The 23,125-nt window shown below is 68.9% G+C and carries 26 protein-coding genes; 18 read left to right on the forward strand and 8 right to left on the reverse strand.

Annotated elements, in window-relative coordinates; all coding sequences use genetic code 11:
- Positions 1–23 precede the first annotated feature (23 nt).
- Complete coding sequence (gene dprA, locus IPG65_RS06930) at positions 24–1,250, reverse strand: DNA-processing protein DprA (RefSeq protein WP_293188507.1); 1,227 nt, start codon at positions 1,248–1,250, stop codon at positions 24–26.
- A gap of 22 nt (positions 1,251–1,272) precedes the next feature.
- Positions 1,273–2,532 (reverse strand): LysM peptidoglycan-binding domain-containing protein, encoded by a 1,260-nt coding sequence (locus IPG65_RS06935; RefSeq protein WP_293188508.1) that lies wholly within the window; start codon positions 2,530–2,532, stop codon positions 1,273–1,275.
- A 143-nt stretch (positions 2,533–2,675) separates the two neighbouring features.
- Between IPG65_RS06935 and def the strand changes: the two genes are divergently transcribed.
- The 7 genes from def (at position 2,676) to pyk (ending at position 8,726) form a co-directional block, all read left to right on the forward strand.
- Complete coding sequence (def, locus tag IPG65_RS06940) at positions 2,676–3,206, forward strand: peptide deformylase (protein ID WP_293188509.1); 531 nt, start codon at positions 2,676–2,678, stop codon at positions 3,204–3,206.
- Positions 3,206–3,703, forward strand: a complete 498-nt coding sequence (locus IPG65_RS06945) for a hypothetical protein (RefSeq protein WP_293188510.1) — start codon at positions 3,206–3,208, stop codon at positions 3,701–3,703. The genes def and IPG65_RS06945 overlap by 1 nt, the downstream gene beginning before the upstream one ends.
- A 24-nt stretch (positions 3,704–3,727) precedes the next feature.
- Entirely contained in the window at positions 3,728–4,705 is a 978-nt protein-coding gene (gene fmt / locus IPG65_RS06950; protein ID WP_293188511.1) for a methionyl-tRNA formyltransferase, read from the forward strand.
- 128 nt (positions 4,706–4,833) lie between these two features.
- Positions 4,834–5,514, forward strand: a complete 681-nt coding sequence (locus IPG65_RS06955) for an AzlC family ABC transporter permease (RefSeq protein ID WP_293189983.1) — start codon at positions 4,834–4,836, stop codon at positions 5,512–5,514.
- Positions 5,511–5,858 carry an AzlD domain-containing protein gene (locus IPG65_RS06960; RefSeq protein ID WP_293188512.1) on the forward strand — a complete coding sequence of 116 codons (348 nt, stop codon included), beginning with the start codon at positions 5,511–5,513 and terminating at the stop codon, positions 5,856–5,858. Before IPG65_RS06955 ends, IPG65_RS06960 begins: the two co-directional genes overlap by 4 nt.
- 53 nt (positions 5,859–5,911) lie before the next feature.
- Positions 5,912–7,108, forward strand: coding sequence for a phosphoglycerate kinase (locus IPG65_RS06965; RefSeq protein WP_293188513.1), 1,197 nt, complete (start codon positions 5,912–5,914; stop codon positions 7,106–7,108).
- 184 nt (positions 7,109–7,292) lie between these two features.
- The gene (pyk, locus tag IPG65_RS06970; protein ID WP_293188514.1) at positions 7,293–8,726 is read left to right on the forward strand and encodes a pyruvate kinase; all 1,434 of its coding nucleotides are present in this window, start codon (positions 7,293–7,295) and stop codon (positions 8,724–8,726) included.
- Between the two features lie 37 nt (positions 8,727–8,763).
- On the opposite strand, the gene IPG65_RS06975 is transcribed toward pyk, so the two are convergent.
- A complete protein-coding gene (locus IPG65_RS06975; protein WP_293188515.1) occupies positions 8,764–10,197 on the reverse strand; it encodes a choice-of-anchor U domain-containing protein in 1,434 nt (477 codons plus the stop codon).
- Positions 10,098–11,555: a hypothetical protein gene (locus IPG65_RS06980; RefSeq protein WP_293188516.1), complete on the reverse strand. Its 1,458-nt coding sequence runs from the start codon at positions 11,553–11,555 to the stop codon at positions 10,098–10,100. The genes IPG65_RS06975 and IPG65_RS06980 overlap by 100 nt, the downstream gene beginning before the upstream one ends.
- 275 nt (positions 11,556–11,830) lie before the next feature.
- On the opposite strand from IPG65_RS06980, the gene IPG65_RS06985 reads away from it, so the two are divergent.
- From IPG65_RS06985 to IPG65_RS07000, 4 genes are all read left to right on the forward strand, one after another.
- Entirely contained in the window at positions 11,831–12,718 is an 888-nt protein-coding gene (locus IPG65_RS06985) for a fructose bisphosphate aldolase (protein ID WP_293188517.1), read from the forward strand.
- Complete coding sequence (locus IPG65_RS06990) at positions 12,715–13,626, forward strand: phosphoribosylaminoimidazolesuccinocarboxamide synthase (RefSeq protein WP_293189985.1); 912 nt, start codon at positions 12,715–12,717, stop codon at positions 13,624–13,626. The genes IPG65_RS06985 and IPG65_RS06990 overlap by 4 nt, the downstream gene beginning before the upstream one ends.
- Positions 13,627–13,717: 91 nt before the next feature.
- A complete protein-coding gene (locus tag IPG65_RS06995) occupies positions 13,718–14,209 on the forward strand; it encodes a gamma-glutamylcyclotransferase (RefSeq protein ID WP_293188518.1) in 492 nt (163 codons plus the stop codon).
- A gap of 174 nt (positions 14,210–14,383) precedes the next feature.
- On the forward strand, positions 14,384–15,091 hold the full coding sequence (locus tag IPG65_RS07000; RefSeq protein ID WP_293188519.1) for a helix-turn-helix domain-containing protein: 708 nt from the start codon (positions 14,384–14,386) through the stop codon (positions 15,089–15,091).
- A 104-nt stretch (positions 15,092–15,195) separates the two neighbouring features.
- Here the strand turns inward: IPG65_RS07000 and IPG65_RS07005 are convergent, their stop codons facing one another.
- A complete protein-coding gene (locus IPG65_RS07005; protein ID WP_293188520.1) occupies positions 15,196–15,342 on the reverse strand; it encodes a hypothetical protein in 147 nt (48 codons plus the stop codon).
- A 47-nt stretch (positions 15,343–15,389) separates the two neighbouring features.
- Positions 15,390–15,818, reverse strand: a complete 429-nt coding sequence (locus IPG65_RS07010; protein ID WP_293188521.1) for a VOC family protein — start codon at positions 15,816–15,818, stop codon at positions 15,390–15,392.
- 16 nt (positions 15,819–15,834) lie between these two features.
- On the opposite strand from IPG65_RS07010, the gene IPG65_RS07015 reads away from it, so the two are divergent.
- Positions 15,835–15,996, forward strand: a complete 162-nt coding sequence (locus tag IPG65_RS07015) for a hypothetical protein (protein WP_293188522.1) — start codon at positions 15,835–15,837, stop codon at positions 15,994–15,996.
- 3 nt (positions 15,997–15,999) lie between these two features.
- Here IPG65_RS07015 and IPG65_RS07020 read toward each other — a convergent pair whose 3' ends face one another.
- Positions 16,000–16,272: a hypothetical protein gene (locus IPG65_RS07020; RefSeq protein WP_293188523.1), complete on the reverse strand. Its 273-nt coding sequence runs from the start codon at positions 16,270–16,272 to the stop codon at positions 16,000–16,002.
- Between the two features lie 29 nt (positions 16,273–16,301).
- Here IPG65_RS07020 and IPG65_RS07025 point away from each other — a divergent pair, with 29 nt between their 5' ends.
- Together IPG65_RS07025 and IPG65_RS07030 are read left to right on the forward strand one after the other, a co-directional pair.
- Entirely contained in the window at positions 16,302–16,577 is a 276-nt protein-coding gene (locus tag IPG65_RS07025; protein WP_293188524.1) for a hypothetical protein, read from the forward strand.
- A gap of 213 nt (positions 16,578–16,790) precedes the next feature.
- Positions 16,791–19,097 carry a membrane-bound PQQ-dependent dehydrogenase, glucose/quinate/shikimate family gene (locus IPG65_RS07030; protein ID WP_293188525.1) on the forward strand — a complete coding sequence of 769 codons (2,307 nt, stop codon included), beginning with the start codon at positions 16,791–16,793 and terminating at the stop codon, positions 19,095–19,097.
- A 164-nt stretch (positions 19,098–19,261) separates the two neighbouring features.
- Here IPG65_RS07030 and IPG65_RS07035 read toward each other — a convergent pair whose 3' ends face one another.
- On the reverse strand, positions 19,262–19,462 hold the full coding sequence (locus IPG65_RS07035; RefSeq protein WP_293188526.1) for a hypothetical protein: 201 nt from the start codon (positions 19,460–19,462) through the stop codon (positions 19,262–19,264).
- Positions 19,463–19,824: 362 nt separating this feature from the next.
- Here IPG65_RS07035 and IPG65_RS07040 point away from each other — a divergent pair, with 362 nt between their 5' ends.
- The 4 genes from IPG65_RS07040 to IPG65_RS07055 all read left to right on the forward strand — a co-directional run bounded on the left by IPG65_RS07040 (position 19,825) and on the right by IPG65_RS07055 (position 23,014).
- Positions 19,825–20,880: an asparaginase gene (locus IPG65_RS07040; protein WP_293188527.1), complete on the forward strand. Its 1,056-nt coding sequence runs from the start codon at positions 19,825–19,827 to the stop codon at positions 20,878–20,880.
- 243 nt (positions 20,881–21,123) lie between these two features.
- Positions 21,124–22,164, forward strand: coding sequence for a DnaJ C-terminal domain-containing protein (locus IPG65_RS07045; protein ID WP_293188528.1), 1,041 nt, complete (start codon positions 21,124–21,126; stop codon positions 22,162–22,164).
- A 176-nt stretch (positions 22,165–22,340) separates the two neighbouring features.
- The gene (locus IPG65_RS07050; protein WP_293188529.1) at positions 22,341–22,589 is read left to right on the forward strand and encodes a CopG family transcriptional regulator; all 249 of its coding nucleotides are present in this window, start codon (positions 22,341–22,343) and stop codon (positions 22,587–22,589) included.
- A complete protein-coding gene (locus tag IPG65_RS07055) occupies positions 22,586–23,014 on the forward strand; it encodes a putative toxin-antitoxin system toxin component, PIN family (RefSeq protein ID WP_293188530.1) in 429 nt (142 codons plus the stop codon). The genes IPG65_RS07050 and IPG65_RS07055 overlap by 4 nt, the downstream gene beginning before the upstream one ends.
- Positions 23,015–23,125: the final 111 nt, after the last annotated feature.

Here is a 23,125-nt window from a genome sequence, read left to right on the forward strand (position 1 = left end):
GCGCTCCCTTGTCAGCGCGCCAGTCAGGCCCGTCCCAGCCGTTGGAACAGCCCGCCCGGCAGGCGGCCAACATGGCCGTCCAGCTCCAGCTCCAGCAGCCGGGCCTGCAGCGTGGCCGTGTCCAGGCCGGTGCGGGCCATCAGCGCGTCCAGCCCCACGGGATCGGCGCCCAGGGCCTCCAGCAAGGCGGTTTGGGGACCGTCTGGGGGCTCAGCCGGCGTCGGGTAAGCGCTTTCAGCTATTGATTCAGGAGCGACCTTTGCTGGCCAACGCAGCTCTTCCAGCACGTCCTGCGCCGTTTCCACCAGCTTGGCGCCCTGGCGGATGAGCTGGTGGCAGCCGCGCGATTGCGGGTTGTGGATGGAGCCAGGGATGGCGAACACCTCCTTGCCCTGCTCGGCCGCCAGCCGCGCGGTGATGAGCGAGCCGGACTGCGGCGCCGCCTCGACCACCAGCGTGCCCTGAGCCAGCCCGGCGATCAGGCGGTTGCGCTTGGGGAAGTTGGCCGGCAGCGGCGGCGTGCCCAGCGGGTATTCGCTGACGATCAGGCCGTGGCGCGCGATGCGGTGCGCCAGTTCGCGGTGCTGGCGCGGATACACCCGGTCGATGCCGGTGCCGATCACGGCGATGGTGGCCAGCCGCCGCGGCGGCGCGGCTTCATCGACGGCCTGCAGCGCGCCCTCGTGCGCGGCGCCGTCCACGCCCAGCGCCAGGCCGGAGACGATGCTCAGCCCCGTGGCGCCCAGGGCCTGCGCGAACTGCTGCGCGTTCTGCCGTCCTTGCGGCGTGGGGCTGCGGCTGCCGACCAGGGCCAGCGCCCGGGCCGGCCAACCGTTCGCTTCATGATTGATAGCTGTCAGCGCAATATTGGTGCTGGCTTGAGGCCGATTTGATTCGGAATCGATGAGCTGTACCTGTCCCAGCAGGTACAGCATCAGCGGCGGATCCTCGATGGCCAGCAGGCTGGCTGGGTAGGCGCTGTCGCCCAGGGTGGCGATGCGGCGCGCCAGTCCGCCTTCGGCCGCCGCCAGCCAGTCGCCGGTGGCCTGCAGCAGCGCCGGCAGGCCCTCGGGCTCCCGCGCCAGGGCGTCGGCCTGGGCGGAGGTGACCACCTGGCGCAGCGCGGCGCCGCCTTGCTGGAAGATGGCCTGCGGCAACCCGAAGGCCGCCAGCAGGCGCCGCGCCGTGTCGTTGCCGACGCCCGGCGTCAGGGTCAGCCGCAGCCAGGCGGCCAGTTCATCGCGTTCCATGGCTTGCGGCGCCTCCAGCCCCTCAGCGTGGGCTCACCAGCTTGTCGCCCACCTGGACGGGATTGGTGATTTCCATCACCAGCACGTAGGACACGCGGTCGAAGGGCCGGAACACCATGGCCAGGCCGTTGCGCTCGTCGGGGAGCTTGATCAGCTCGCGCTTCTCGCCGGTCTTGTCTAGCAAGCGCGGGCCGGTGGACAGCAGCGCCAGCACGTGGCCGCTCTGGACGCCGTCGCGCAGCCCCTTGTTGATGACCACCACCTGGTTCTGGCCGGCGTAGCGCACCGAGTTGCCATGCACCGAGACCACGCGCGCGTCCACCGGCTGCTCGGGCGCGTGGGGCACGTAGCCGCGGTACTCGCGCGGCGGCTCGGGCAGCAGGCGGTCGCCGGCGCGCACCTCTTCCTTGCTGCCGACGATGTCGACCGTGGCGGGCACGGGCAGGCGCCTGAGCGTCCCCTCGCCGGCGGCTGGCAGGCGCGGCGGGGTGAAGCGCTGGTCCACCACCTCTTCCGACTCGCTCTCGCCGCGCGCCAACGAGGCCTGGCCGACGTACTGACCCTCGTAGCCCAGGATGTCGCCGCTCACCGGGTCCTTCAGCGCCTTGGCGGTGCGGAACACGCGGAAATCGGTCGGCCGCCCTGGCCCGGACAGCAGCGGCGCATCGGCCGGGCCGCGCGCGTAGGCGCGGTCGCCCTTGACCGCCAGCACGCGGTCCTGGTTGCCCAGGGCCACGATGCGCGGGGCGCGCTGGAAGGTGTCGTCGTCCACCACCAGTGGCTCGGTCAGGAAGGGCTCGATCAGGTGCGGCTGCAGCGTCGGCAGCGGGCCGGCGCCCAGTACCTCGGCGCGGTTGCGCGGCGACACGCGCACGGTGTCGACCGGCTGCCCCTCCACCGCGCGGCGCGCGCGCAGGAAGACGCGACCGCCCACGCGCTCCAGGTAGAGCTGCTGGCCGGGGTAGATCAGGTGCGGGTTGCGGATGTCCCGCAGGTTCATGCCCCACAGCTCGGGCCAGCGCCAGGGCGAGCGCAGGAACCGGCCCGAGATGCCCCACAGGGTGTCGCCGCGGCGCACGGTGTAGCCGTCGGGCGCGTCGGGTGCCAGGGCCGACAGCGGCACGCCGGCTTCGGCCACCTGCTGCGCGGTGGCGTGTTGCTCGGCCGTGACGGGGCTGTGGACGCCCTGCTGCGCCTGCGCGGGCAGGCTGGCCAGGGCGGCGGCCAGCAGGCGGAGGGGCAGGACCAGGGTGCGCGCGGCACCAGGAAAAAACCGTTTCATTGTTTTGCTGCGTGGCGTCGGCGTCCTTGACAAAGCACGGGTATTCTGCTTTCAAGTCCTTGATCCGGCAACGCTATTGGCCCCGGCTGGCCACGCCGCCAGCGAAAAATGGCGAAAATAGCCACATCTTTCCAACGTTGCCCATGGCCTTGCTTCCCATTCTTCGCTATCCCGATCCGCGCCTGCACAAGGTGGCCCAGCCCGTGCGGGTGGTGGACGAGCGCATCCGCGCGCTGGCGGCCGACATGCTGCAGACCATGCGCCAGGCCGAGGGCATCGGCCTGGCCGCCACGCAGGTGGACGTGCACGAGCGCGTGATCGTGATCGACGTGTCCGAGAAGCGCGACGCGCCGATGGTGCTGGTCAACCCCGAGCTGCTGTGGACCAGCGATGAGCGCGTCAAGGGCGACGAGGGCTGCCTGTCGGTGCCCGGCATCTACGACGGCGTGGAGCGCGCCGCCCAGGTGCGCGTGCGCGCGCTCGACGAGCACGGCCAGGCGCGCGAGATCGCCGCCGACGGCCTGCTGGCCGTGTGCATCCAGCACGAGATGGACCACCTGATGGGCAAGGTGTTCGTCGAGTACCTTTCGCCGCTCAAGCGCGGCCGCATCAAGACCAAGCTGCTCAAGGCCGAGCGCCAGGACGTGCAGGAACGCGAGCGGGAGCGCGCCTAGTGGTCCGGACCGTCCTGGCCACCCTTGCCGGCGCCCTCGTCCTGGCTGGCTGCGCCTTCGTCAACCCCGAGCGCATCGCCCCCGGCACGCCCGCGGCCGAGGTGCGGCAGCAACTGGGCACGCCCACCGCGCGCTACTCCGCCGCCGCCAGCGCGGGCGAGCGGTTGCAGTACTCGACGCAGCCGGCCGGCCAGAGCGTCGTCAACATCGACCTCGACGCCCAGGGGCGCGTGGCGCGCGCCGAGCAGGCGCTGAACGAGGGGCTGTTCCCCCGGCGCATCCAGCCCGGCCGCTGGACGCGCGAGGACGTGCTGCGCGAGTACGGCAGGCCCGCGCAGGTCATCGCCGTGCACAGCTTCGACGGCGTGATCTGGGTCTGGCGCTACCTCGACGGCCCCTACCCGCGCCTGCTCTACATCGACATCGACCGCGCCGGCGTCGTGCAGCGCTATTCCAGCGGCGACGAGTACCCGCCCGATCCACCCGACGGGCGCTGACGCGCTCTTCTTCCTGTGTCCGCCATGAAAGTCGCCTTTGCCGGCACGCCCGAGTTCGCCCGCGCCGCGCTGCAGGCGCTGCTGGACGCCGGCCACGAGATCCCGCTGGTGCTCACCCAGCCCGACCGCCCCGCCGGCCGGGGCCTGAAGCTGCAGGCCTCGCCCGTCAAGCAGCTGGCCCAGGCGCGCGGCGTCGCCGTGGCGCAGCCGCGCAGCCTGCGGCTGGACGGCAAGTATCCCGAGGACGCGGCCGCCGCCCAGGCCGCGCTGCAAGCCGCCGCGCCCGACGTGATGGTGGTGGCCGCCTACGGCCTGATCCTGCCGCAGTGGGTGCTGTCGCTACCGCGCCTGGGCTGCCTGAACATCCACGCCAGCCTGCTGCCGCGCTGGCGCGGCGCCGCGCCCATCCACCGCGCCATCGAGGCGGGCGACGCGGCGACCGGCGTGACCATCATGCAGATGGATGCCGGCCTGGACACCGGCGACATGCTGCTGGCCGAACGCCTTCCGATCGGCCCGCGCGCCACCACCGCCGCGCTGCACGACGAGCTGGCCGCGCTGGGCGGGCGCTTGATCGTGGAGGCCTTGGCCGGAGCCGCGCGCGGCGCCTTGACCGCCACGCCCCAGCCCGCCGAGGGCGTGACCTACGCGCACAAGATCGAGAAGCACGAGGCGGTGATCGACTGGACGCTGCCGGTCCAGGTGATCGAGCGGCGCGTGCGCGCCTTCGACCCCTTTCCCGGCGCCAGCACCCTGCTCGGCGACACCGTGATCAAGATCTGGTTCTCCAAAATTGATAGCTTCCAATGCAATACTGGTAAGGGCTCAGGCCATATTTTGCTTGTAGACGACCAAGGCGTCCTGGTGTCCTGCGGCGACGGCGCGCTGCGCCTGACCGAGCTGCAGCGCCCCGGCGGCAAGCGGTTGCCGGCGCGCGAGTTCCTGGCCGGCTTCGCGCTCGCGCCCGGCCAGCGCCTGGGCTTGCCGGAAGCCGGGCCATGAACATGCCCCTGCCCCAGCCGCCGCGCGACCTGGCGCCGGGCGGCCGCGCCGGCGCGTGGCTGGGGCGCCGCGTGGACGCCATCGCCCGCACCGCGCGCCACCCGCTGTTCTGGGTCGGCGCGCGCGAGATGGCGGGCGTGTCCGTCGGCCTCACCGCCTGGGCCTTCATGACCGGCGTGGCCATGGTCAAGTCGGGCATGAGCATCACCGAGGCGGTGCTGATGTCGCTGCTGGTCTTCGCCGGCAGCGCGCAGCTGGCGGCCATCCCGCTCATCGCCGCCGGCGCGCCGCTGTGGGTCATCTGGGCCACGGCCTTCTGCGTCAACCTGCGCTTCGTCGTGTTCAGCCTGCACCTGCGCGAGTACTTCATGTTCCTGCCGCGCGCGCGCCGGCTGGTCCTCGGCTACCTCACGGGCGACGTGACCTACGTGCTCTACACCCGCCGCTTTCCCCGGCCGGCCGAGACCGAGAACCAGCGCCGCGCCCAGATGGCCTACCTGTGGGGCGGCAACTGCGCCAACTGGGTGATGTGGCAGTCGCTCAGCATGCTGGGCATCTTCATGGGCGCGGCGCTGCCGGCGCGCTGGGGGCTCGAATTCGCCGGCACGCTGGCCCTGCTGGCCATGGCCTGCTCGCTGGCCACCACGCGGCTGCGCGCGCTGTCGGCGCTGATCGCCGCCGGCGCGGCGGTGGCCGTGTTCGGGCTGCCGTACCGCCTCAACATCGTCGCCGCCATCACCATCGCCGTCGCCGCGTGCCTGATGCTGGAGCGGCGGCACGGCGAGCCCGCCGAAGGACGCCATGCATGAATGAAACCGACTTCGGGACGCTGCTGGCCATCGCCGGCCTGACGGCCATCAGCGTCGTCACGCGGGGCTTCTTCTTTATCTCCGAGCGCGAATGGCGCCTGCCCGGCTGGGCGCAGCGCGGCCTGCGGTACGCGCCCATCGCCGCGCTGGCGGCGGTGATCGCGCCCGACATCGTGCTCACCGGCGGCGCGGTCGAAGCGCCCTGGCGCGATGCGCGCGCGTGGGGCGCGCTGGCGGCCGGGGCCTGCTACTTCTGGCGCCGGCACGACGGCCTGGTGCTGCCGCTGTCGATCGCCGCCGGCATGGCGGTGTACCTGCCGCTGCGCCTGGTCTGGAACTGGTAGGGCGCTTCTACAATCCGCCGGCTGCTTCTTCCGCCAATTCACGTCTTTTTGCCATGAACGTCATCCGCTTTTCCGACCTGTGCGCGCGAGGCGCTGCCCAGGGCCAGCGCGTCTTCATCCGCGCCGACCTCAACGTGCCGCGGGACGACGCCGGCCGCATCACCGAGGACACCCGCATCCGCGCCAGCGTGCCGTGCATCCGCATGGCGCTCGATGCCGGAGCGGCCGTCATGGTCACCAGCCATCTGGGCCGCCCCAAGGAAGGCGAGTTCAAGCCCGCCGACTCGCTCGCGCCCGTGGCCCGTCGCCTCGGCGAGCTGCTGGGGTGCGAGGTGCCTCTGGTGCAGGACTGGGTGGACGGCGTTCAGGTGCGGCGCGGCCAGGTCGTGCTGTTGGAGAACTGCCGCGTCAACAAGGGCGAGAAGAAGTGCGATGAAGCGCTTTCGCGCAAGATGGCCGCGCTTTGCGACATCTACGTGAACGATGCCTTCGGCACCGCGCACCGTGCCGAGGGCACGACCTACGGCATCGCGCAGTTCGCTCCCATCGCCTGCGCCGGCCCGCTGCTCGCGGCCGAGATCGACGCCATCACCCAGGCGCTGGCGCAGCCCAGGCGGCCGCTGGTGGCCATCGTGGCCGGCAGCAAGGTGAGCACAAAACTCACCATCCTGCAGTCTTTGGCGAAGAACGTCGATCAACTCATCGTCGGTGGCGGCATCGCCAACACCTTCCTGCTGGCCGCCGGCCTGCCCATCGGCCAGAGCCTGGCCGAGCCCGGCCTGGTGGGCGAGGCCCGGGCGGTGATCGAGGCCATGAAGGCGCGTGGTGCCGAGGTGCCCATCCCCACCGACGTGGTGACGGCCAAGGCCTTCAAGGCCGACGCGCTCGCCACGGTGAAAGCGGCGGGCGACGTGGCCGCCGACGACCTGATCCTGGACATCGGCCCCGAGACGGCCGCGCGCCTGGCCGCGCAGCTCAAGGCCGCCGGCACCATCGTCTGGAACGGGCCGGTGGGCGTGTTCGAGTTCGAAGCCTTCGCGCACGGCACCGAGACCATCGCGCGCGCCATCGCCGAGTCGCCCGCCTTCAGCATCGCCGGCGGCGGCGACACGCTGGCGGCGATCGCCAAGTACGGGATCGAGAAGGACGTGGGCTACATCTCCACCGGCGGCGGCGCCTTCCTGGAGGTGCTGGAAGGCAAGACGCTACCGGCCTTCGAGATCCTTGAAAAGCGCGCGGCGGCCGGCTAGCCACGCGCCGGGCTGCACCCAGGATGCTATTAAAAACATAGCTTCTGACGAAATATCCGCGCGGGCCAACGGTTGATTTCATTCAAAACCGGTGATCGGGCGCCGCCGTCACGGCGATGGCATGCCGGCGTGACAGAATGGGCTTTCGCCCGCCCCGCAACGTTTCGCCTTCCAGGACTCCCTCATGAATCACCGCGCCACCAAGATCGTCGCCACCCTCGGCCCCGCCTCCAGCGACCCCGCGCTGCTGGAGGAGATGGTGCGCGCCGGCGTCAACGTGGTGCGGCTGAACTTCAGCCACGGCCAGGCCAGCGACCACACCGAGCGCGCGCGCATGGTGCGCGAGGTGGCCGAGCGTGCCGGGCGCGAGGTGGCCATCATGGCCGACCTGCAGGGGCCCAAGATCCGCGTCGGCAAGTTCGCCGACGGCAAGGTCCAGTTGCAGCCCGGCGCGCCCTTCGTGCTGGACGCCGCGCGCCAGGAGCCGGGCGACGCGCAGGCCGTGGGGCTGGACTACAAGGAGCTGCCGCGCGACGTGAAGCCGGGCGACGTGCTGCTGCTCAACGACGGGCTGATCGTGCTCACCGTGCAGCAGGTGCGCGGCGAGGCGGTGCACACCACCGTCAAGGTGGGCGGCGAGCTGTCCAACAACAAGGGCATCAACAAGCAGGGCGGCGGCCTGACGGCGCCCGCGCTGACCGCCAAGGACATGGAGGACATCAAGACCGCCATGGCGCTGCGGGCCGACTACGTGGCGGTGAGCTTTCCGAAGACCGCCACCGACATGGAGATGGCGCGCCAGCTGTGCAACGTGGCCGGCTCCGAGCACCGCCACAAGCCCTACCTGATCGCCAAGATCGAGCGCGCCGAGGCCATCCCCAATCTGGCCGGGATCCTGGCCGCCAGCGACGGCATCATGGTCGCCCGCGGCGACTTGGCGGTGGAGGTGGGCAACGCCGCCGTGCCCGCGCTGCAGAAGAAGATGATCCGCATGGCGCGCGACATGGACAAGGTCGTCATCACCGCCACGCAGATGATGGAAAGCATGATCGCCAACCCCGTGCCCACCCGCGCCGAGGTCAGCGACGTGGCCAACGCCGTGCTCGACGGCACCGACGCCGTGATGCTGAGCGCCGAGACCGCCGCCGGCAAGTACCCGCTGGAGACCGTGCGCGAGATGGCCTCCATCTGCGAGGCCGCCGAGGAGCACGACCCGGCCGAGCTGGACGCCGACTTCAGCGGCAAGACCTTCGGGCGCATCGACCAGTCCATCGCCATGGGCGCCCTCTTCACCGCCTACCACCTGGGCGCCAAGGCCATCGTGGCGCTCACCGATTCCGGCTCCACCGCGCTCTGGATGAGCCGGCATCGTGTGCGCATCCCCATCTACGCCCTCACGCCCAAGATTGGCACCCAGCGCAAGATGGCGCTGTACCGCAACGTGCGCCCCATGCTCATGGACACCAGCGCCCACCGGGACGAAGCCCTGACACAAGCCGAAGGCCACCTCAAGCGCCAGGGCATCGTGGACAAGGGCGACGTCTATGCCATTACCTGCGGCGAACCCATGGGCGCGCCCGGCGGGACCAACATGCTGAAGATCTGCCGGGTGGAGTAGCCTCTGCCGGCGAAGGCGCGGTGAACGGAACCAGCCGCTATGGGCGGCCGCGCCGGGCGCTCGTCAAGCCGAGCATCGCCATCATCAGCGCGAGCAGCGCCAATACCCAGGATTCGAGCGCCGGCACCGGCACGGTGCTGCCCGTGCCGCCGGCCGGCACCGCGGGTCCACCGGGGTCGGTGATCGTTCCGTCGGCGATGCCGTCGCCGTCGCCCGCGCCGCCGTCCCGCACCGTGAACGTCACCGTCCTGCCTTCGATGGTGGCCGGGTACACGTGCCAATGCGGCGCGGCATCTTCATCGCTCGGGCCGTATTTCCAGTAGCGCGTGCCTGCGGCGAGCACTGACGGATAGTGGAGCGTCACGTCAACGCTCGCCCCTTCATCGCAGCCTTCGAGGCGGAACGTGAACAGTCCATGCGCGAAGACCTGCTGCTCGGGCGCGGTGGGTGGCACGGGCGCGGCACCGGGGGGCGCCGGCAGGAGCGCCGCGGACGCGAGCGTGCAGAACATGCCGCCGCCGGTGAAGCTGGCCGTGAAAACGCCGGTGCCGGTGCCGGTGGCCGTGGTGCCGCTGAAGACGCGCTCCACCGCGATCACCTCCAAGGGCTCGCCAGCCGATGTGCTCGCCGCGAAACGGCCGTCGCCGGAGTACGTGGCGACCAGCGTGCGCCCGCCCGCGCTGGCGGGCGTCAATGCGCACGACGTGGCGGGCAGAGCGATCGCGCAGGAGGCCTCGCCATCGCTCACCGTGACCGTGCCCGAGGGCGTATCGACGTCCGCCTGCATGGGGGAGACCGAAACACCCACGGTGACGCTGGCGCCCAGCGCCACGGGATCGGGCGCATGCGAGACGATGGCCGTGGAGGTGCCTGCCGCCTCGACAGCCGTCAACGTCACGTCGTTGCCGTCGCCGCCCGCATAGCTCACGCGCCAGCGCCGGTTGCCGAGCGCGATGGAGGCGCCTTCGGGCAAGCCCGCGAACGTGCCAGTCACGGCATCCGCGCCGCCCTGCTCGATCAGGGTGCGCTCACTGCCGACCGGCAGTCCGCCGCTTCCCATGAGTTGCAAAGCCGCGCTGCCGAGCGCTACCGTGCCGCTGGCCGCGAGCTTGCTTGACGCGGCCGGCGTCGCGCCCAGCGTGGCGGCGAACGTCGTGCCCGCGGCGAGTGCCACCGCCGCGACGCGCAGCGTGCCCTCCGGGGCGCCGGGCGCGAGCGTCGCCCCGCCGCCGACCGTCACGGCGCCAGTGCGGCCGGTGCCGCCGAGTGTGGCGCCCCCTGTCAGGTGCACGCTCGAAGCCGGTTGAGCGCCCATCACCATCAGTGTGCCGCCGTCCACATCGGTGGCGCCGGTGTAGGTGTTGTCCGCGGTCAAGGTGAGTGTGCCCATGCCCGACTTGGTGATGCCAGACGCGCGCGCGTCGTCCCCGATGCCGCCGGAGCCCGCCTGATCGGCAATGACGTCGCCCACGACCTGGACCTCGCCTGGGCCCGGGGCGAAGGTGATCGCGCCAGCGCCCACCGGGCCGTGCAGGAAGAATCCGGCGCCGAACCCGCTGCCGGCGCCGCCAGGCCCAGAGATTGGGTCGGAATTGCTGGTCGTGAACGTGCCTCCCGGGCCGCCCACCGCCGCGTTCGATGAGACCGCCAGCGAGCCTTCGACGCGAAGGTGACCGCCGGCGTGCACGAAGACGCCGCCGCCCAGGCCCGCGCCGCCCCCCGCGCCGCTCGGGGAGCAGCTGGAGGCGCCGAAGCCGCCGGAACTGCCGCCGCCGAAGCCGGGCCGCGAGCAACTGGCTCCCGCGCCGCCGCCGAAGCCGCCGGCACCGCCGAAGCCGAGTGTGCCGCCGGCACCGCCACCGAAGCCGCCGGCACCGCCCCGGTCGCCGCCTCCACCGCCGCCGCCGAAACCACCGGCTCCCCCGTGCCGAAATCCAGCTCGCTCTCGTAGCTGCCATCGCCGCCGCCGGCACCTCCTCCACCACCGCCAGGCGCATACCCCGAGCCGCCGAGATGATTGCCGACGCCGCCACCGCCGGCGGCGGCGCTGCCCGCACTGCCCATCGCGCCGGTACCGCCCGCAGAGGCCTCGGGCAGCAGGCCCGGCCTGCCTTCCGCAGTGAACGGCGGCGAGCCTCCTGCCGCCGTGCGGCCAAAACCGCCGCCGCCACCGGTCATGGTGTCGAAAATGCCGATGGCAATGCCTTCGCCGCCGCGCCCGCCCATCCCGCCGCCGCCGCCCACGGTGAACGGCCGTCCGTTGAACACGCCGTTGCCGCCCGCGCCTCCCCGTGCCCGGTTGCCGGCCATCACGACGTTGCGCAACACCGCCGTGGCGGCCTCGTGCACGTACAAGGCGCCGCCCGCGCCCAGCCCGCCGCCGCCCGGCACCGCCGCGCCGCCGCCGTCGCCGCCGATCGCGCCGCCATCGCGCAGGACCAGGTTGGCGAGCGTCACCGACACCGGGCGCGCGGCCGTGCCTCGCAGGTCGATGACGGCCAGGAGCCGCCCGTTACCCGTGCCTTGCAGGGTGACCCCCACGCCGCCATCGATGGTCACCGGGCGTCGCAGGACAGGAAGTTCGCTGTCGACGCTGAGTGTCGATATGCCGGAGAACAGAATGGTGTCTTCATCGCCATAGTCGCCGCTGCGGCTGGCGGTGATCGCGGCATTCGCGTCGCTGCCCTGCATGACACTCTGGATCGCCATGCGCAGCGAGACGGTCGTCGCCGTGTCGGTGGGGTCGTTGACGATGAGGGTTGCCGCGTGCGAGACCGTGCCCGCGAGGAAAATCGCGGCAATCACGGCAGGGCTGAAGCGGCGGATCATGCGAAAACAGGTGCGGCCGCGGGGGCCCAGCCTCGCAGGCCATGCACGGCAATGACGACGAATCGCCGCATGTTACTGCGGGAACGACATGTGCCAAACCAGCCTGGGGCTTCGGGCGCAATCCCGTGGAGACGGCCGCATGAGCTCAGCCGTCTTCGGTTTTGTTTCTTGAGCGCCAGCGCCCGGGCGCCCCGCGAATCCTACAATCACGGGTTGATTTTCAAGCGCCGCGCGCCGGCGCAAGGCCCCCATTCAACGAACAAAAGGATCCCCCCGTGAATCAGCAACAACTGGACAAGGTCGCCCAGGGCCAGGGCTTCATCGCCGCGCTGGACCAGAGCGGCGGCAGCACGCCCAAAGCGCTGCGCCTGTACGGCATCGAGGAATCCGCCTACAGCGGCGACGCGCAGATGTTCGATCTGGTGCACGCCATGCGCCAGCGCATCGTCGCCAGCCCGGCCTTCGACGGCCGCCGCGTGCTGGGCGCCATCCTGTTCGAGATGACCATGGACCGCGCCTTCGACGGCCTGCCCGCCGCCGACTACCTGTGGCAGAAGAAGCAGGTGGTGCCCTTCCTGAAGGTGGACAAGGGCCTGGCCGACGAGGCCGACGGCGTGCAGCTGATGAAGCCCATGCCCGAACTGGACGCGCTGCTGGCGCGCGCCGCGGCCAAGGGCATCTTCGGCACCAAGATGCGCTCGGTCATCAACGCCGCCAATGCCCAGGGCGTCGATGCCGTGGTGGCGCAGCAGTTCGCCGTCGGCCAGCAGATCCTGGCCGCCGGCCTGATGCCCATCATCGAGCCCGAGGTCAACATCAAGGCCGCCGACAAGGCCGCGATCGAGGCGCTGCTGAAAGCCAGCATCCTCAAGCAGCTCGACGCGCTGACGGGCGACCAGAAGGTGATGCTCAAGCTCACCATCCCCAGCGTGCCCGGCTTCTACGCCGAACTGGTGCGGCACCCGCGCGTGCTGCGCGTGGTGGCGCTGTCGGGCGGCTACAGCCGCGACGAGTCCAACGCGCTGCTGGCCCAGAATCCCGGCGTCATCGCCAGCTTCAGCCGCGCGCTGACCGAGGGGCTGACGGCCCAGCAGAGCGACGCCGAGTTCAACGCCGCGCTCGACCAGGCGATCGAGTCGATCTACCAGGCCTCCATCACCTGAGCCCGCCCGTGAGCGCCGCCGCCCTCCACACCTCGGCCCTGCACAGCCTGCCGCTGCTCGCGCGCGGCAAGGTGCGCGACAATTACGCCGTGGGCACCGACCGCCTGCTGATGGTCGCCAGCGACCGCATCAGCGCCTTCGACGTCATCATGGGCGAACCCATCCCGGGCAAGGGCGAAATCCTGACGCAAATGGCGCTGTGGTGGTTCGAGCAACTGAAGGACATCTGCCCCAACCACCTCACCGGCGATGCGCCCGAGCGCGTGGTGCAGCCCGATGAAGTGGCGCAGGTCAGGGGCCGCAGCATGCTGGTCAAGCGCCTCAAGCCGGTGCTGATCGAGGCCGTGGTGCGCGGCTATCTGGCCGGCAGCGGCTGGAAGGAATACCAGGAAAGCCAATCCGTGTGCGGGGTGCCGCTGCCCGCCGGCCTGCGCAACGCCAGCAAACTGCCGCAGCCCATCTACACGCCGGCCGCCAAGGCCGAGTTCGGCGCGCACGACGAGAACATCACCTACGCCCGCACGGTCGAGCTGGTCGGCCCGCAGCTGGCCGCGCAGATCCGCGACACCGCGGTTGCCCTCTACACCCGCGCCGCCGCCATCGCCGCCGCCAAGGGCATCCTCATCGCCGACACCAAGTTCGAGTTCGGCCTGGACGACGCGGGCCAATTGGTGCTGATGGACGAAGTGCTCACGCCCGACTCGTCGCGCTACTGGCCGGCCGAAAGCTACGTGGAGGGACAGAACCCGCCCAGCTTCGACAAGCAGTTCCTGCGCGACTGGCTGGAGCAGGCGCAGGTGGCTGGCCGTGCTTGGCCCAAGACCCCGCCCGCGCCCGCGCTGCCCGCCGAGGTCATCGCCCGGACGGCGGCCAAGTACCGCGAAGCGATGCAGCGGCTGGTGGCCTGATGCTATTTATTGTGTAGCTGACTGCGCAATATCCACGCCGACAAACGGCATTTTTTGCTTGCAATCGCCGTCCCGCGGGCGCACCAGGCACATGACCACAGCCCCTGATGGCCCCGCACCCGCCTGGCAGCCCTGCGGCGCGCGCTGGGTGGCCGTCTACGGCACGCTGCGCGCGGGCGGCGTCAACGACATCGCCCGCCTGCAGCCCGGCATCGCCCCCGTCGGCACCACGGTGCTGACCGGCACCCTGCACGACCTGGGCTGGTACCCCGGCCTGTGCCTGCATGGCACGCAGCCCGTGCTGGCCGAGGTGTATGCGCTGACCCCGGCGCTGGAGCAGGCGCTGGACGGCATCGAAGGGCTGTGGCCCCAGGACGTGAGCGAATACGCCAAGCGCCTGCTCACCCCGCCCGTCGCCCTGGCCAGCGGCGGCACGCAGGCGTTGCGGGTGCTGGTCTACGAGGCGCTGCCGCGCGCCGTGCGCGGCACGCCGGTGATCGAGGCCAGCGACTGGCTGGCGTGGTTCGCGCGGACGGGGCGAGGGCGCCGGGAAACGGAGTTTCAGCTCAGGAGCCACGGATAGGGTTCCGACCCTCGCCTTCCGAGGGCGGGTTCGCGATCGCCTGGGCACGCACCTTGGCGCGTGTCAGGGCCGAGGCCGCCACCGGCAGATCGCTTGCCAGCGGATGCACGCCGATGGCGGGCGGGTTGGCGGAGGGTCTGGGCGCGCGCTTACGCTGGCCGCTACCCGCGCCTGGTGGCGTGGCTGCGGCGCATGCACGATCACGGTGCGGTCCTGTGCTCGGCCTGCTCCGGCATCTTCCTGCTCGCCGAAACCGGCTTGTTCGACGGCAAGGATGCCACCGTGCACTTCGCCTACGCGCGGCAGTTCATGGCGGCCCACCCGGCCGTCACGATCCATCCCAAGCGGGTGCTGGTGATCGCGGGCCCGCGCGAGGACCTGGTGAGTTCGGGCGCCTCGACCACCTGGCACGACATGGTGCTGTACCTGATCGCGCGCCATGCCGGCGCCACCGACGCGCAGGCGCTGGTCCGCCTGTTCGCGCTGCAGTGGCACCAGGACGGCCTGGCGCCCTACATCACCTTCGAGGGCAAGAGCGACCATGGCGACGCCGAGATCGAGGCGGCGCGGCGGTGGCTTGCCACGTATTTCTCGGTGGCCCGCCCGGTGGACGAGATGATCAGGCGGTCAGCGCTCGCCGAGCGCACCTTCAGGCGCTTCACCGCGGCCACAGGCATCGCGCCCATTGCCTACGTCCAACGGTTGCGCGTCGAGGATGCCAAGCGCCGGCTGGAGCGCACCGACGACCCTGTCGACGAGATTGGCTGGCGCGTGGGCGACGAGGAAGCGGCGTTCTTCCGCCGCCTGTTCAAGCGCACCACCGGCATGGCCCCGGGTGCCTACGGCAAGCGATTTCGGATCCCCGATTTTGCGCGGACCTGAGCAGGCCAAGGGGATGATGCGCTGGGTGAAGATTTCATCAGCCTCCGTTTGTCAGCCTCATTTTGCTATTTATAAGATAGCTAAAAATGCAATATTGGCGCTGGCTAAAGGCGGATTTGATTCGAAATCACTGCGCAGATGTCGGTGCGCCGCGATGCCGGCCTGGAATTCATCCCGCGTGGGGCGTTGCGTTCGGCGAGGCCATCGGGCAGGTCGGGCACGAGGCGCTTCATGAGCGCATCGAACGCCACGGCTGGGCTCCACGCCATGCCTTTGGCGATCAGCGAGCCGAGGCCCTTCAGAAAGTGACGACCACCGAGGCGGCGCTGCGCCGTGCCTCGCCGTGGAACACGGCCTCGATGTTGTTGCCGTCCGGGTCGAGGACGAAGGCCGCGTAGTAGCCGGGGTGGTAGGGGCGCTCCCCCGGCGCGCCGTTGTCGCGGCCGCCATGCGCGAGCGCGGCCTGGTGGAACGCATCCACCATGGCGCGGTCCCGGGCCTGGAAAGCCAGGTGGTGGCGTCCCGTGAGCTGGCCCGCGGCGGCGGGGCTGTCGGCGCTGGAGACGAACAGCTCGTCGGCCCAGAAGTAGCTGTCCTCCTGCCCGCCCAGCTCGATGCCCAGGACATTGAACACCGCCTGGTAGAACCCCGGGCTGGCGGGCAGGTCGCGTACCACGAGCTGGACGTGGTCGATGAGGCGGCGAAGGTGCAGTTGCTGTGCTTCCAACAGCGGCAACGCCGGGATGGACGCGGCCTACGGCGGCGCGCGGCAGGGGTACGCCAGCGCGGGGAATATCTACGGGAGCATCGCGCAGCAACAGGCAGCGGCGAACGCGAGCGAAATGGGAGGGATCGGCGCTGGCATTGGCGCTATTGGCACCGTGGCTGGCGCCGTCATCATCTGAGCGTCAGTCGCAGCGAAACTTGATTTCCGCGCTCGCGTACACCGACATCGAGGCATCCACACTCTGGTCGGAGAGAAGCCTGAACTTCTTGCCTTCCTTGGCGCAGCGATCCTGGGCTTCCTTGATGAGATCGGCTTTCACGGAACTGCCAGACCAGCCTACGCCGCCGTGGGTGCCCAGCATGTAGGCGCCATCACCCAGATCTACAACGCCCGTCGTAGTGGTGCACCCGGCCAGCAAAGCAGCCACCCCAGCCGCAGCAATCAGCTTCCTCATCTTCATCTCCGTGTGTTGAATGCAAGGAAGTGTATCAAGCATTGAAGTGGCCGCACCCCCTTGACAACCGCCAACGTCTGACTAAGTTGCGCCGCATTTCCATGCTCGCATCTGTACGCTCCTTCTCAAACAGGCCGGGGCCTTTGGTGGGAGCATTCCATGAAGAGGGGAGCCGGCTGTCGGCAGGCCATGGGAATCAAGTCTCATCCGACCCCATTTCCACCACCATTTCCACACTGCCCGCCGAGGTGATCGAGCAGACCGCCGCCAAGTACGGCGAGGCGATGCAGCGCCTGCTGGGTTGACGCTTCAAATAAGATAGCTGTCTGCGCAATGCAGGAGCGGATCAAAGCCCCTATTTCATTCGAAATCCGACGGCGGATGTAGGGGGCCTGGCGAAAATTCGCCATCGCGGCAGAATCGCGGGGGGCTTCGGCTTGACTTGCGTCAAGAAGCCGCTGGGCTTGCCCGAAGCGTCTCGCCTCATTCACCGCTGGATTTCATAGAAGGACAACAACATGCTCGCCAGGAAGTTCTTTTCCGTGGTGCTGGCCGTCATCGCGATTTTTCTCATTGCGATGGGGGCCCGGCTCCTGCTCATGGGCGGCTCGCTCTATTACGCGCTGATCGGCCTGGTTTATGCCGCGTCGGCCATCGCGATGTGGAAGAGCAGCACCCGTGCCGTCCACCTGCTGGGGCTGGCGTTGCTGGCCACCATCGCGTGGTCCTTCCACGAGGTCGGGACCGCGTATTGGGGGCTCTTCCCTCGGCTGCTGGTGCCGCTGGGACTGTTCTTCGTCGGGGCGCTCCTGTTTGCCTCCGTGAAACCCATGGGGGTGTGGGCCCTCGTCGGCCTCGTCGCGTTCGTCGGCTTCTTCGCGCGCGCTTTCATGGCGGTGCCCGAGGTGTCCCATCAGAAAAGCGCCGACTACAAGATCGCCAAGTCCGACAACACCCCGCTCGACTGGACGGCCTACGGCCGCGACACCCTGGGCGTGCGGTATTCGCCCTTCACCCAGATCAGCCGCGACAACGTGAAGGACCTGCAACCGGCCTGGACCTACAGGACCGAGCGCGACCTGACCATTCCTAACTCAGCCGACCAGAACACCCCGCTGCAGATCGGCAACACGCTGTATTCGTGCACGCCCCAGAACGCGGTGCACGCCATCAACGCCACCACCGGCCAGCGCGAGTGGCTGTTCGAGGCCAAGGCCACCACCTACGCCTGGGCGCGCTGCCGCGGCCTGGGCTACCACCGCGACGCCCAGGCGCCGGCCGGCCAGGCCTGCGCCGCCCGCATCATCGGCAACACCGTGGACGGCCGCCTGTTCGCGCTGGACGCCAAGACCGGCGCCCTGTGCCCCGGCTTCGGCCACCAGGGCGTGGTGAACCTGCGCGACAAGATGGGCCCGATCGGGCCGGGCTACTACTACCAGACCTCGGCGCCGCTGGTCGCGGGCGACAAGATCGTGGTGGGCGGCTGGATCTCCGACAACCAGAAGCTCGGCGAGCCCGCCGGCGCGGTGCGCGCCTTCGACGTGCGCAGCGGCGCGCTGGTCTGGGCCTGGGACCCGGGCAACGCCGCGGTCGGCAAGGACCCCGTGAACGGCAACAGCTACACCCTGGGCACCCCGAACATGTGGACCCACGCCGCCTACGACCCCGCCCTGGACACCATCTACGCGCCCATGGGCAACGCCGGCACCGACTATTACAACGCCGGCCGCCCGAAGGAATCGCTGAAGTACAACGCCGCGCTGGTGGCCCTCGACGCTGGCACCGGCAAGCCCAAGTGGGCGTTCCAGACCACCCACCACGACCTGTGGGACTACGACATTCCGGCGCAGCCCGCGCTGCTCGACATGAAGAACGACCAGGGGCAGATGGTGCCGGCGGTGCTGGTCTTCACCAAGCGCGGCCAGATCTTCGCGCTGGACCGCCGCAGCGGCGAGCCCATCGCCAAGGTGGACGAGCGCCCCGTGCCCACCAACGGCGCCATCCCGGAGAACACCGTGTCGCCGACGCAGCCCTATTCCAGCCTGCCCAACATCGGCGCCGGCCGCCTGAGCGAGGCCTCGTCCTGGGGCATGACGATGTTCGACCAATTGATGTGCCGCATCAGCTTCAAGCAGATGCGCTATGACGGCGACTTCACGCAGCCCGGCCTGGACTGGAGCATCTCCAGCCCCGGCGCCCTGGGCGGCATGAACTGGGGCAGCGCCTCGTACGACCCCGAGAACCGCCGGCTGTTCGTCAACGACATCCGCCTGGTGAACACGCGCCGCATCATCCCGCGCGCGGAATACGAGGCCATCGCCAAGGTGCGCCCGCCCACGCCGGACGGCCACGGCCTGGCGGCCATGGAAGGCACGCCCTACGGCGTGCTGACCGGCGTGTGGTATTCCGCGCTCGGCGTGCCCTGCCAGCAGCCGCCCCTGGGCACCGTCACCGCCATCGACCTCGACAGCCGCCAGATCGCCTGGCAAGTGCCCGCCGGCACCGCCAAGGAACTCGGCCCGCTGGGCATCAAGTTCCGCCTGCCCATGGTCATGGGCATGCCCACCTACGCCGGCACGTCCACCACCGCCGGCGGCCTGGTGTTCTTCGCCGGCTTCCAGGACTTCTACCTGCGCGCCTACGACGCCGAGACCGGCGAGGAGCTGTGGAAGTACGCGCTGCCCGTCGGCTCCAGCGCCACGCCGATGAGCTACATCTCCCCCGTCGACCAGCGGCAATACGTCGTCGTCTCGGTCGGCGGCGCCGCCCGCGCCAAGGAGGCCGGCGACTACGTCATGGCCTTCGCGCTGCCGAAGCGTCCGTAGCGGCGCCGACAGCGCCGCTCGGTCTTTTGCTTTTAGTTTGATAGCTACTGGCGCTTGTCTGGCACCGGCCTGAGGCACTTTTGACTGCTGAAGTCATGCCGAGGACGGGGTCATGCAGATGGGCGCGGTGGCAGACGGTGGCGTACACCGGGACAACCGCTCGACTACCGCTGCCGCTCGATGAACGCCAGCGGGAAATTTAATCTGACCCTGAGGTTTTCCCCACGGAGAGAGGCCTGGCACATCTTCACCAGCTTGCCGATGGAGGCGTGCTGGGGCTTGGTGTCGGTGAGGAGCGCTTCGCCCATCTGGATGAAGCCAGGGGAGGATGCTTTACGGCCGGCAGGATGGAGGGTGTCTTCCATGAGGGTCGTGTGCTATCGCGGGGAAAAATGGAGAGAAATGGGGTTAGATGAAGACAAATGCAGTTCGATAATTATCGGAGCGCGGTTGCTGTGTTTCCATCGGTACGCTCCTTCAAACAAGCCGGGCCTTCGGTGTGAGGCATTCTGTGAAGAGGGAAGTCGGCTGTCGGAATGCCGTGAGGAATAATATTTCATCTGACCCCATTTCCCTCCATTTCCCTCCATTTCCCATTGCTTGATTCTGGTCCTTCGAGCCGCCTCATTTCCTGATACATTTTAGAGACCGGTACAACCGGTTGTACCGGTCCAACCAACTGCGTATAAATCATGCGCAGCCCTTTACCATTTTTAAGGTCTGACGTATGTCCAACAAACCCGTTCAACTTACTCTCTTTACGGCACTTCTCATCAGCTCAATAAGTGTTTGGGCTCAGTCAAAGCCTATAGTGGCGTTCGTTGCTACCGGCGGAACGATCGCCATGAAAATTGACCCCATTAAGAACGCTCCTGTGCCAGCGATCAATGGCGATGACCTTTTGGCTACTGTGCCTGATATTGGCAAATACGCCACGATAGAGGTGAATAATATCTCCAATGTTCCGTCGGACTACATGAATCCAACTCGATGGGTTCAATTGACAAAAGTGGTTCAGACCGCACTGGACAGAGCCGATGTGTCTGGCGTAATCGTGTCTCATGGAACGGACACGCTGGAGGAAACAGCATACTGGTTGGACGTCACGCTCGATGTGAAAAAGCCAGTCGTTCTCATCGGTGCTCAGCGCAACGCGTCTGCTCCGGATTTTGATGGGCCGCGGAACCTGCTGAATGCCACTCGAATCGTGATTGACCCATCATCGAAGGGCAAAGGTGTCATGCTGGCAATGAACAATCAAATCAATTCGGCAAGATACGTCACCAAGACTCATACAGCCAACGTCGAAACTTTTAATTCAGGTGAATTTGGCTTCTTGGGCGAGGTTTACCCGGACAGGGTGATGTACGCAAATGCGCCAGTGCGCCGCCAGCATGTGCCGATCAGGACAGAGAAGATGCCTGACGTCGAAATCGTCCCCATGTACGGCGGAGCGGATGGCGTTGCCCTACGCAACGCTGTGGACAGGGGAGTCAAGGGAATTGTTGTTCAAGGCGCAGGCATGGGCAACATGAACGAATCCCTGTATGAGGCTGTCAAATATGCGATTTCAAAGGGCGTCCCGGTGGTTGTATCGACCAGGGTTCCGAATGGCCGGGTGATGGCGAACTACGGCTACGCAGGTGGCGGAAAAACTACCTACGATGCAGGAGCCGTGATGGCTGACGACTTGAAGGCACCCAAAGCACGCATACTACTGATGCTGCTGTTGCAAAACGGAGTGACGAGTAAGGCGGACCTGCAAGAAGCTTTCAATAAGTGAATAGATAATGGTCTGTCCACCTCTCGGTAGTAGAGAGGTGGCAGAAAAATTTTCACGAATCTACCTAGCCGATGTGAATGCCGATCTCCCCGTTGTGGACCGGACGTGTTGCACTACCACGGCTGGGGAAATTAAGGGAAAATTGGGGTCAGATCATATTTCCTCTCAACCGCCAGGGGCAGGCGCCAGGTCAGGGACAATTCCACCTGCCGCCCGACTTCAGTTCTTGCAAACGCCCCTCCCATGACCACCGCCTTCGCCGAACTGGGCCTGCCCGATGCCGCCACCGAGCGCGAAGTGCGCGCCGCCTGGCGGCGCCTGGCCTCGCAGTGGCACCCCGACCGCAACCCCAGCGCCGAGGCGGTGCTGCGCATGCAGCGCATCAACCGCGCCTTCGGCGCCATCCGCGACGCCGGCTTTGCCCCGCCGGTGGACTGGGAGCCCTTTGCCGCGCCGGCGCCGCCCGAAGCCGAGGCCCCCGCTCCCGCGCCAGCGGCCCGGCCCAGCCCCGAAACACCGCACCGCCCCATCAGCCGGCGCGTGCGGCTCACGCTCGAAGAAGCCGCCGCTGGCTGCGTCAAAACCTTGCGCGGCCGCGCCTCGCTGGGCTGCGCTGATTGCGGCGGCAGCGGCCTGCATGGCACGCCCGCGCGCTGCCGGCACTGCGGCGGCAGCGGGCGCCAGACGCGGCGCAACTTCTTCGGCTGGCTGGGCGAAATCGTGGCTTGCGCCGCCTGCGACGGCAGCGGCCGGGTGCGCCACGAGTGCCCCGCCTGCGCCGGCAGTGGCAGCCGCGCGCACGCCTGGCGCGTGCAGGTACGCATTCCGCCCGGCCTGCGCCCCGGCGAGCGCTTGCATGTGGCGCGTACGCGCGTCGGCGCCGCCGCGCCGCCGGCCGACCTGGACATCCACGTCGAATGGCTGGCGCACCCTTTCTTCCACGTCGATGCCGACGGCACCCTGCGCTGCGAACTGCCGGTGGACGGCTTTGCCTGGATCGCCGGCCACGAAGTGCCCGTGCCCACCCTGGCTGGCCCGCGCCCGCTGGCGCTGCGCCAGGGCTGCCTGCAATACACCCTGGCCGGCCTGGGCTTTGCCGCCCGTGGCCACCAGGGCGCGCGGCCTGACCAGATCGTGTTCGTGCGCCCCGTCTTCCCGGAATCGCCCAGCGCCGAACAGCAGGCCCTGCTGGCCCAGCTGATGGCCAGCACCGCCGCCCACCCGGCGCCGGCCCTGCGCGCCTGGCAGCGGCAGATGGCCGCCTGGGGCAAGCGGATGGCGTGATTGCCGTCAGCCGCCGCCGTCGCCGACTTCCACCAGTCCGGCGACCCAGCGGCAGGCCAAGCACGCGGGGAATAAGATTTCATCTGACCCCCATGTCCCCCTCAACGGCACGGCGCTTGTGTGACATGGTGCTTTGGTGCAAGATCGCATCATTCATCATTCCACCCCGCATCCGCATGAGCCGCCTGACCATCACCCTCTCCGAGGAGCGCTACTGCGCGCTCAAGCAAGCCGCGGCCCAACGCGGCAGCAGCATCGGGCGGCTGATCGACGCGGCACTCGATCACTACGGCATCAAGCCGCGCGAACAGGCCATCGCCCTGGTGCAGCGCGCGCGCGCCGCCAGCGCGCTGGACGATGCGCCGGCCGTCGAACTGGCGCTGCACGAGCAGCATGCGGTGCGCGCGCGCCGACGCGCGCAGTGAGCGCGCGCTGCGACATCGTTGACACCAACGTCGTCGTGGCCGCCCTGCTGACGCAGGCACACCAGTCGCCCGTGGCGCGCGTACTCGATGGCATGCTGCTGGCCCGGTTTCCCTTCGCCCTGTCCGAACCGCTGCTGGCCGAATACCGTGCGGTGCTGCTGCGTCCGCGCATCAGCGCACGGCACCGCCTGGCCGAGGCCGATATCGACCTCATCCTGACCGACCTGGCCCAGCACGCCATCGTCGTCGAAGCTGCCCCGGGCGCGCGGCAGGCCCCCGACCCCAAGGATCAAATGCTGTGGGATCTCCTGGCCGCCTGCCCCGGATCGACCCTGGTCACCGGCGATGCCCTCCTGCTCGCCGCCAACGACGCGCCAGGGCCGATCCGCACGCCCGCGCAATGGGTGGCCGAGTGCAAGGCGTGACGCGCCGCTTCTCAAGCGCTGCCGCCAGCGTGATGAGTAAAGCAAGCAAAGGGGTGAAAATTTTCATCTGACCCCATTTTCACCACCATTTCCACCATTTCCACACTGGCG

The organism is Ottowia sp. (assembly GCF_016703145.1).
Classification (GTDB): domain Bacteria; phylum Pseudomonadota; class Gammaproteobacteria; order Burkholderiales; family Burkholderiaceae_C; genus Ottowia.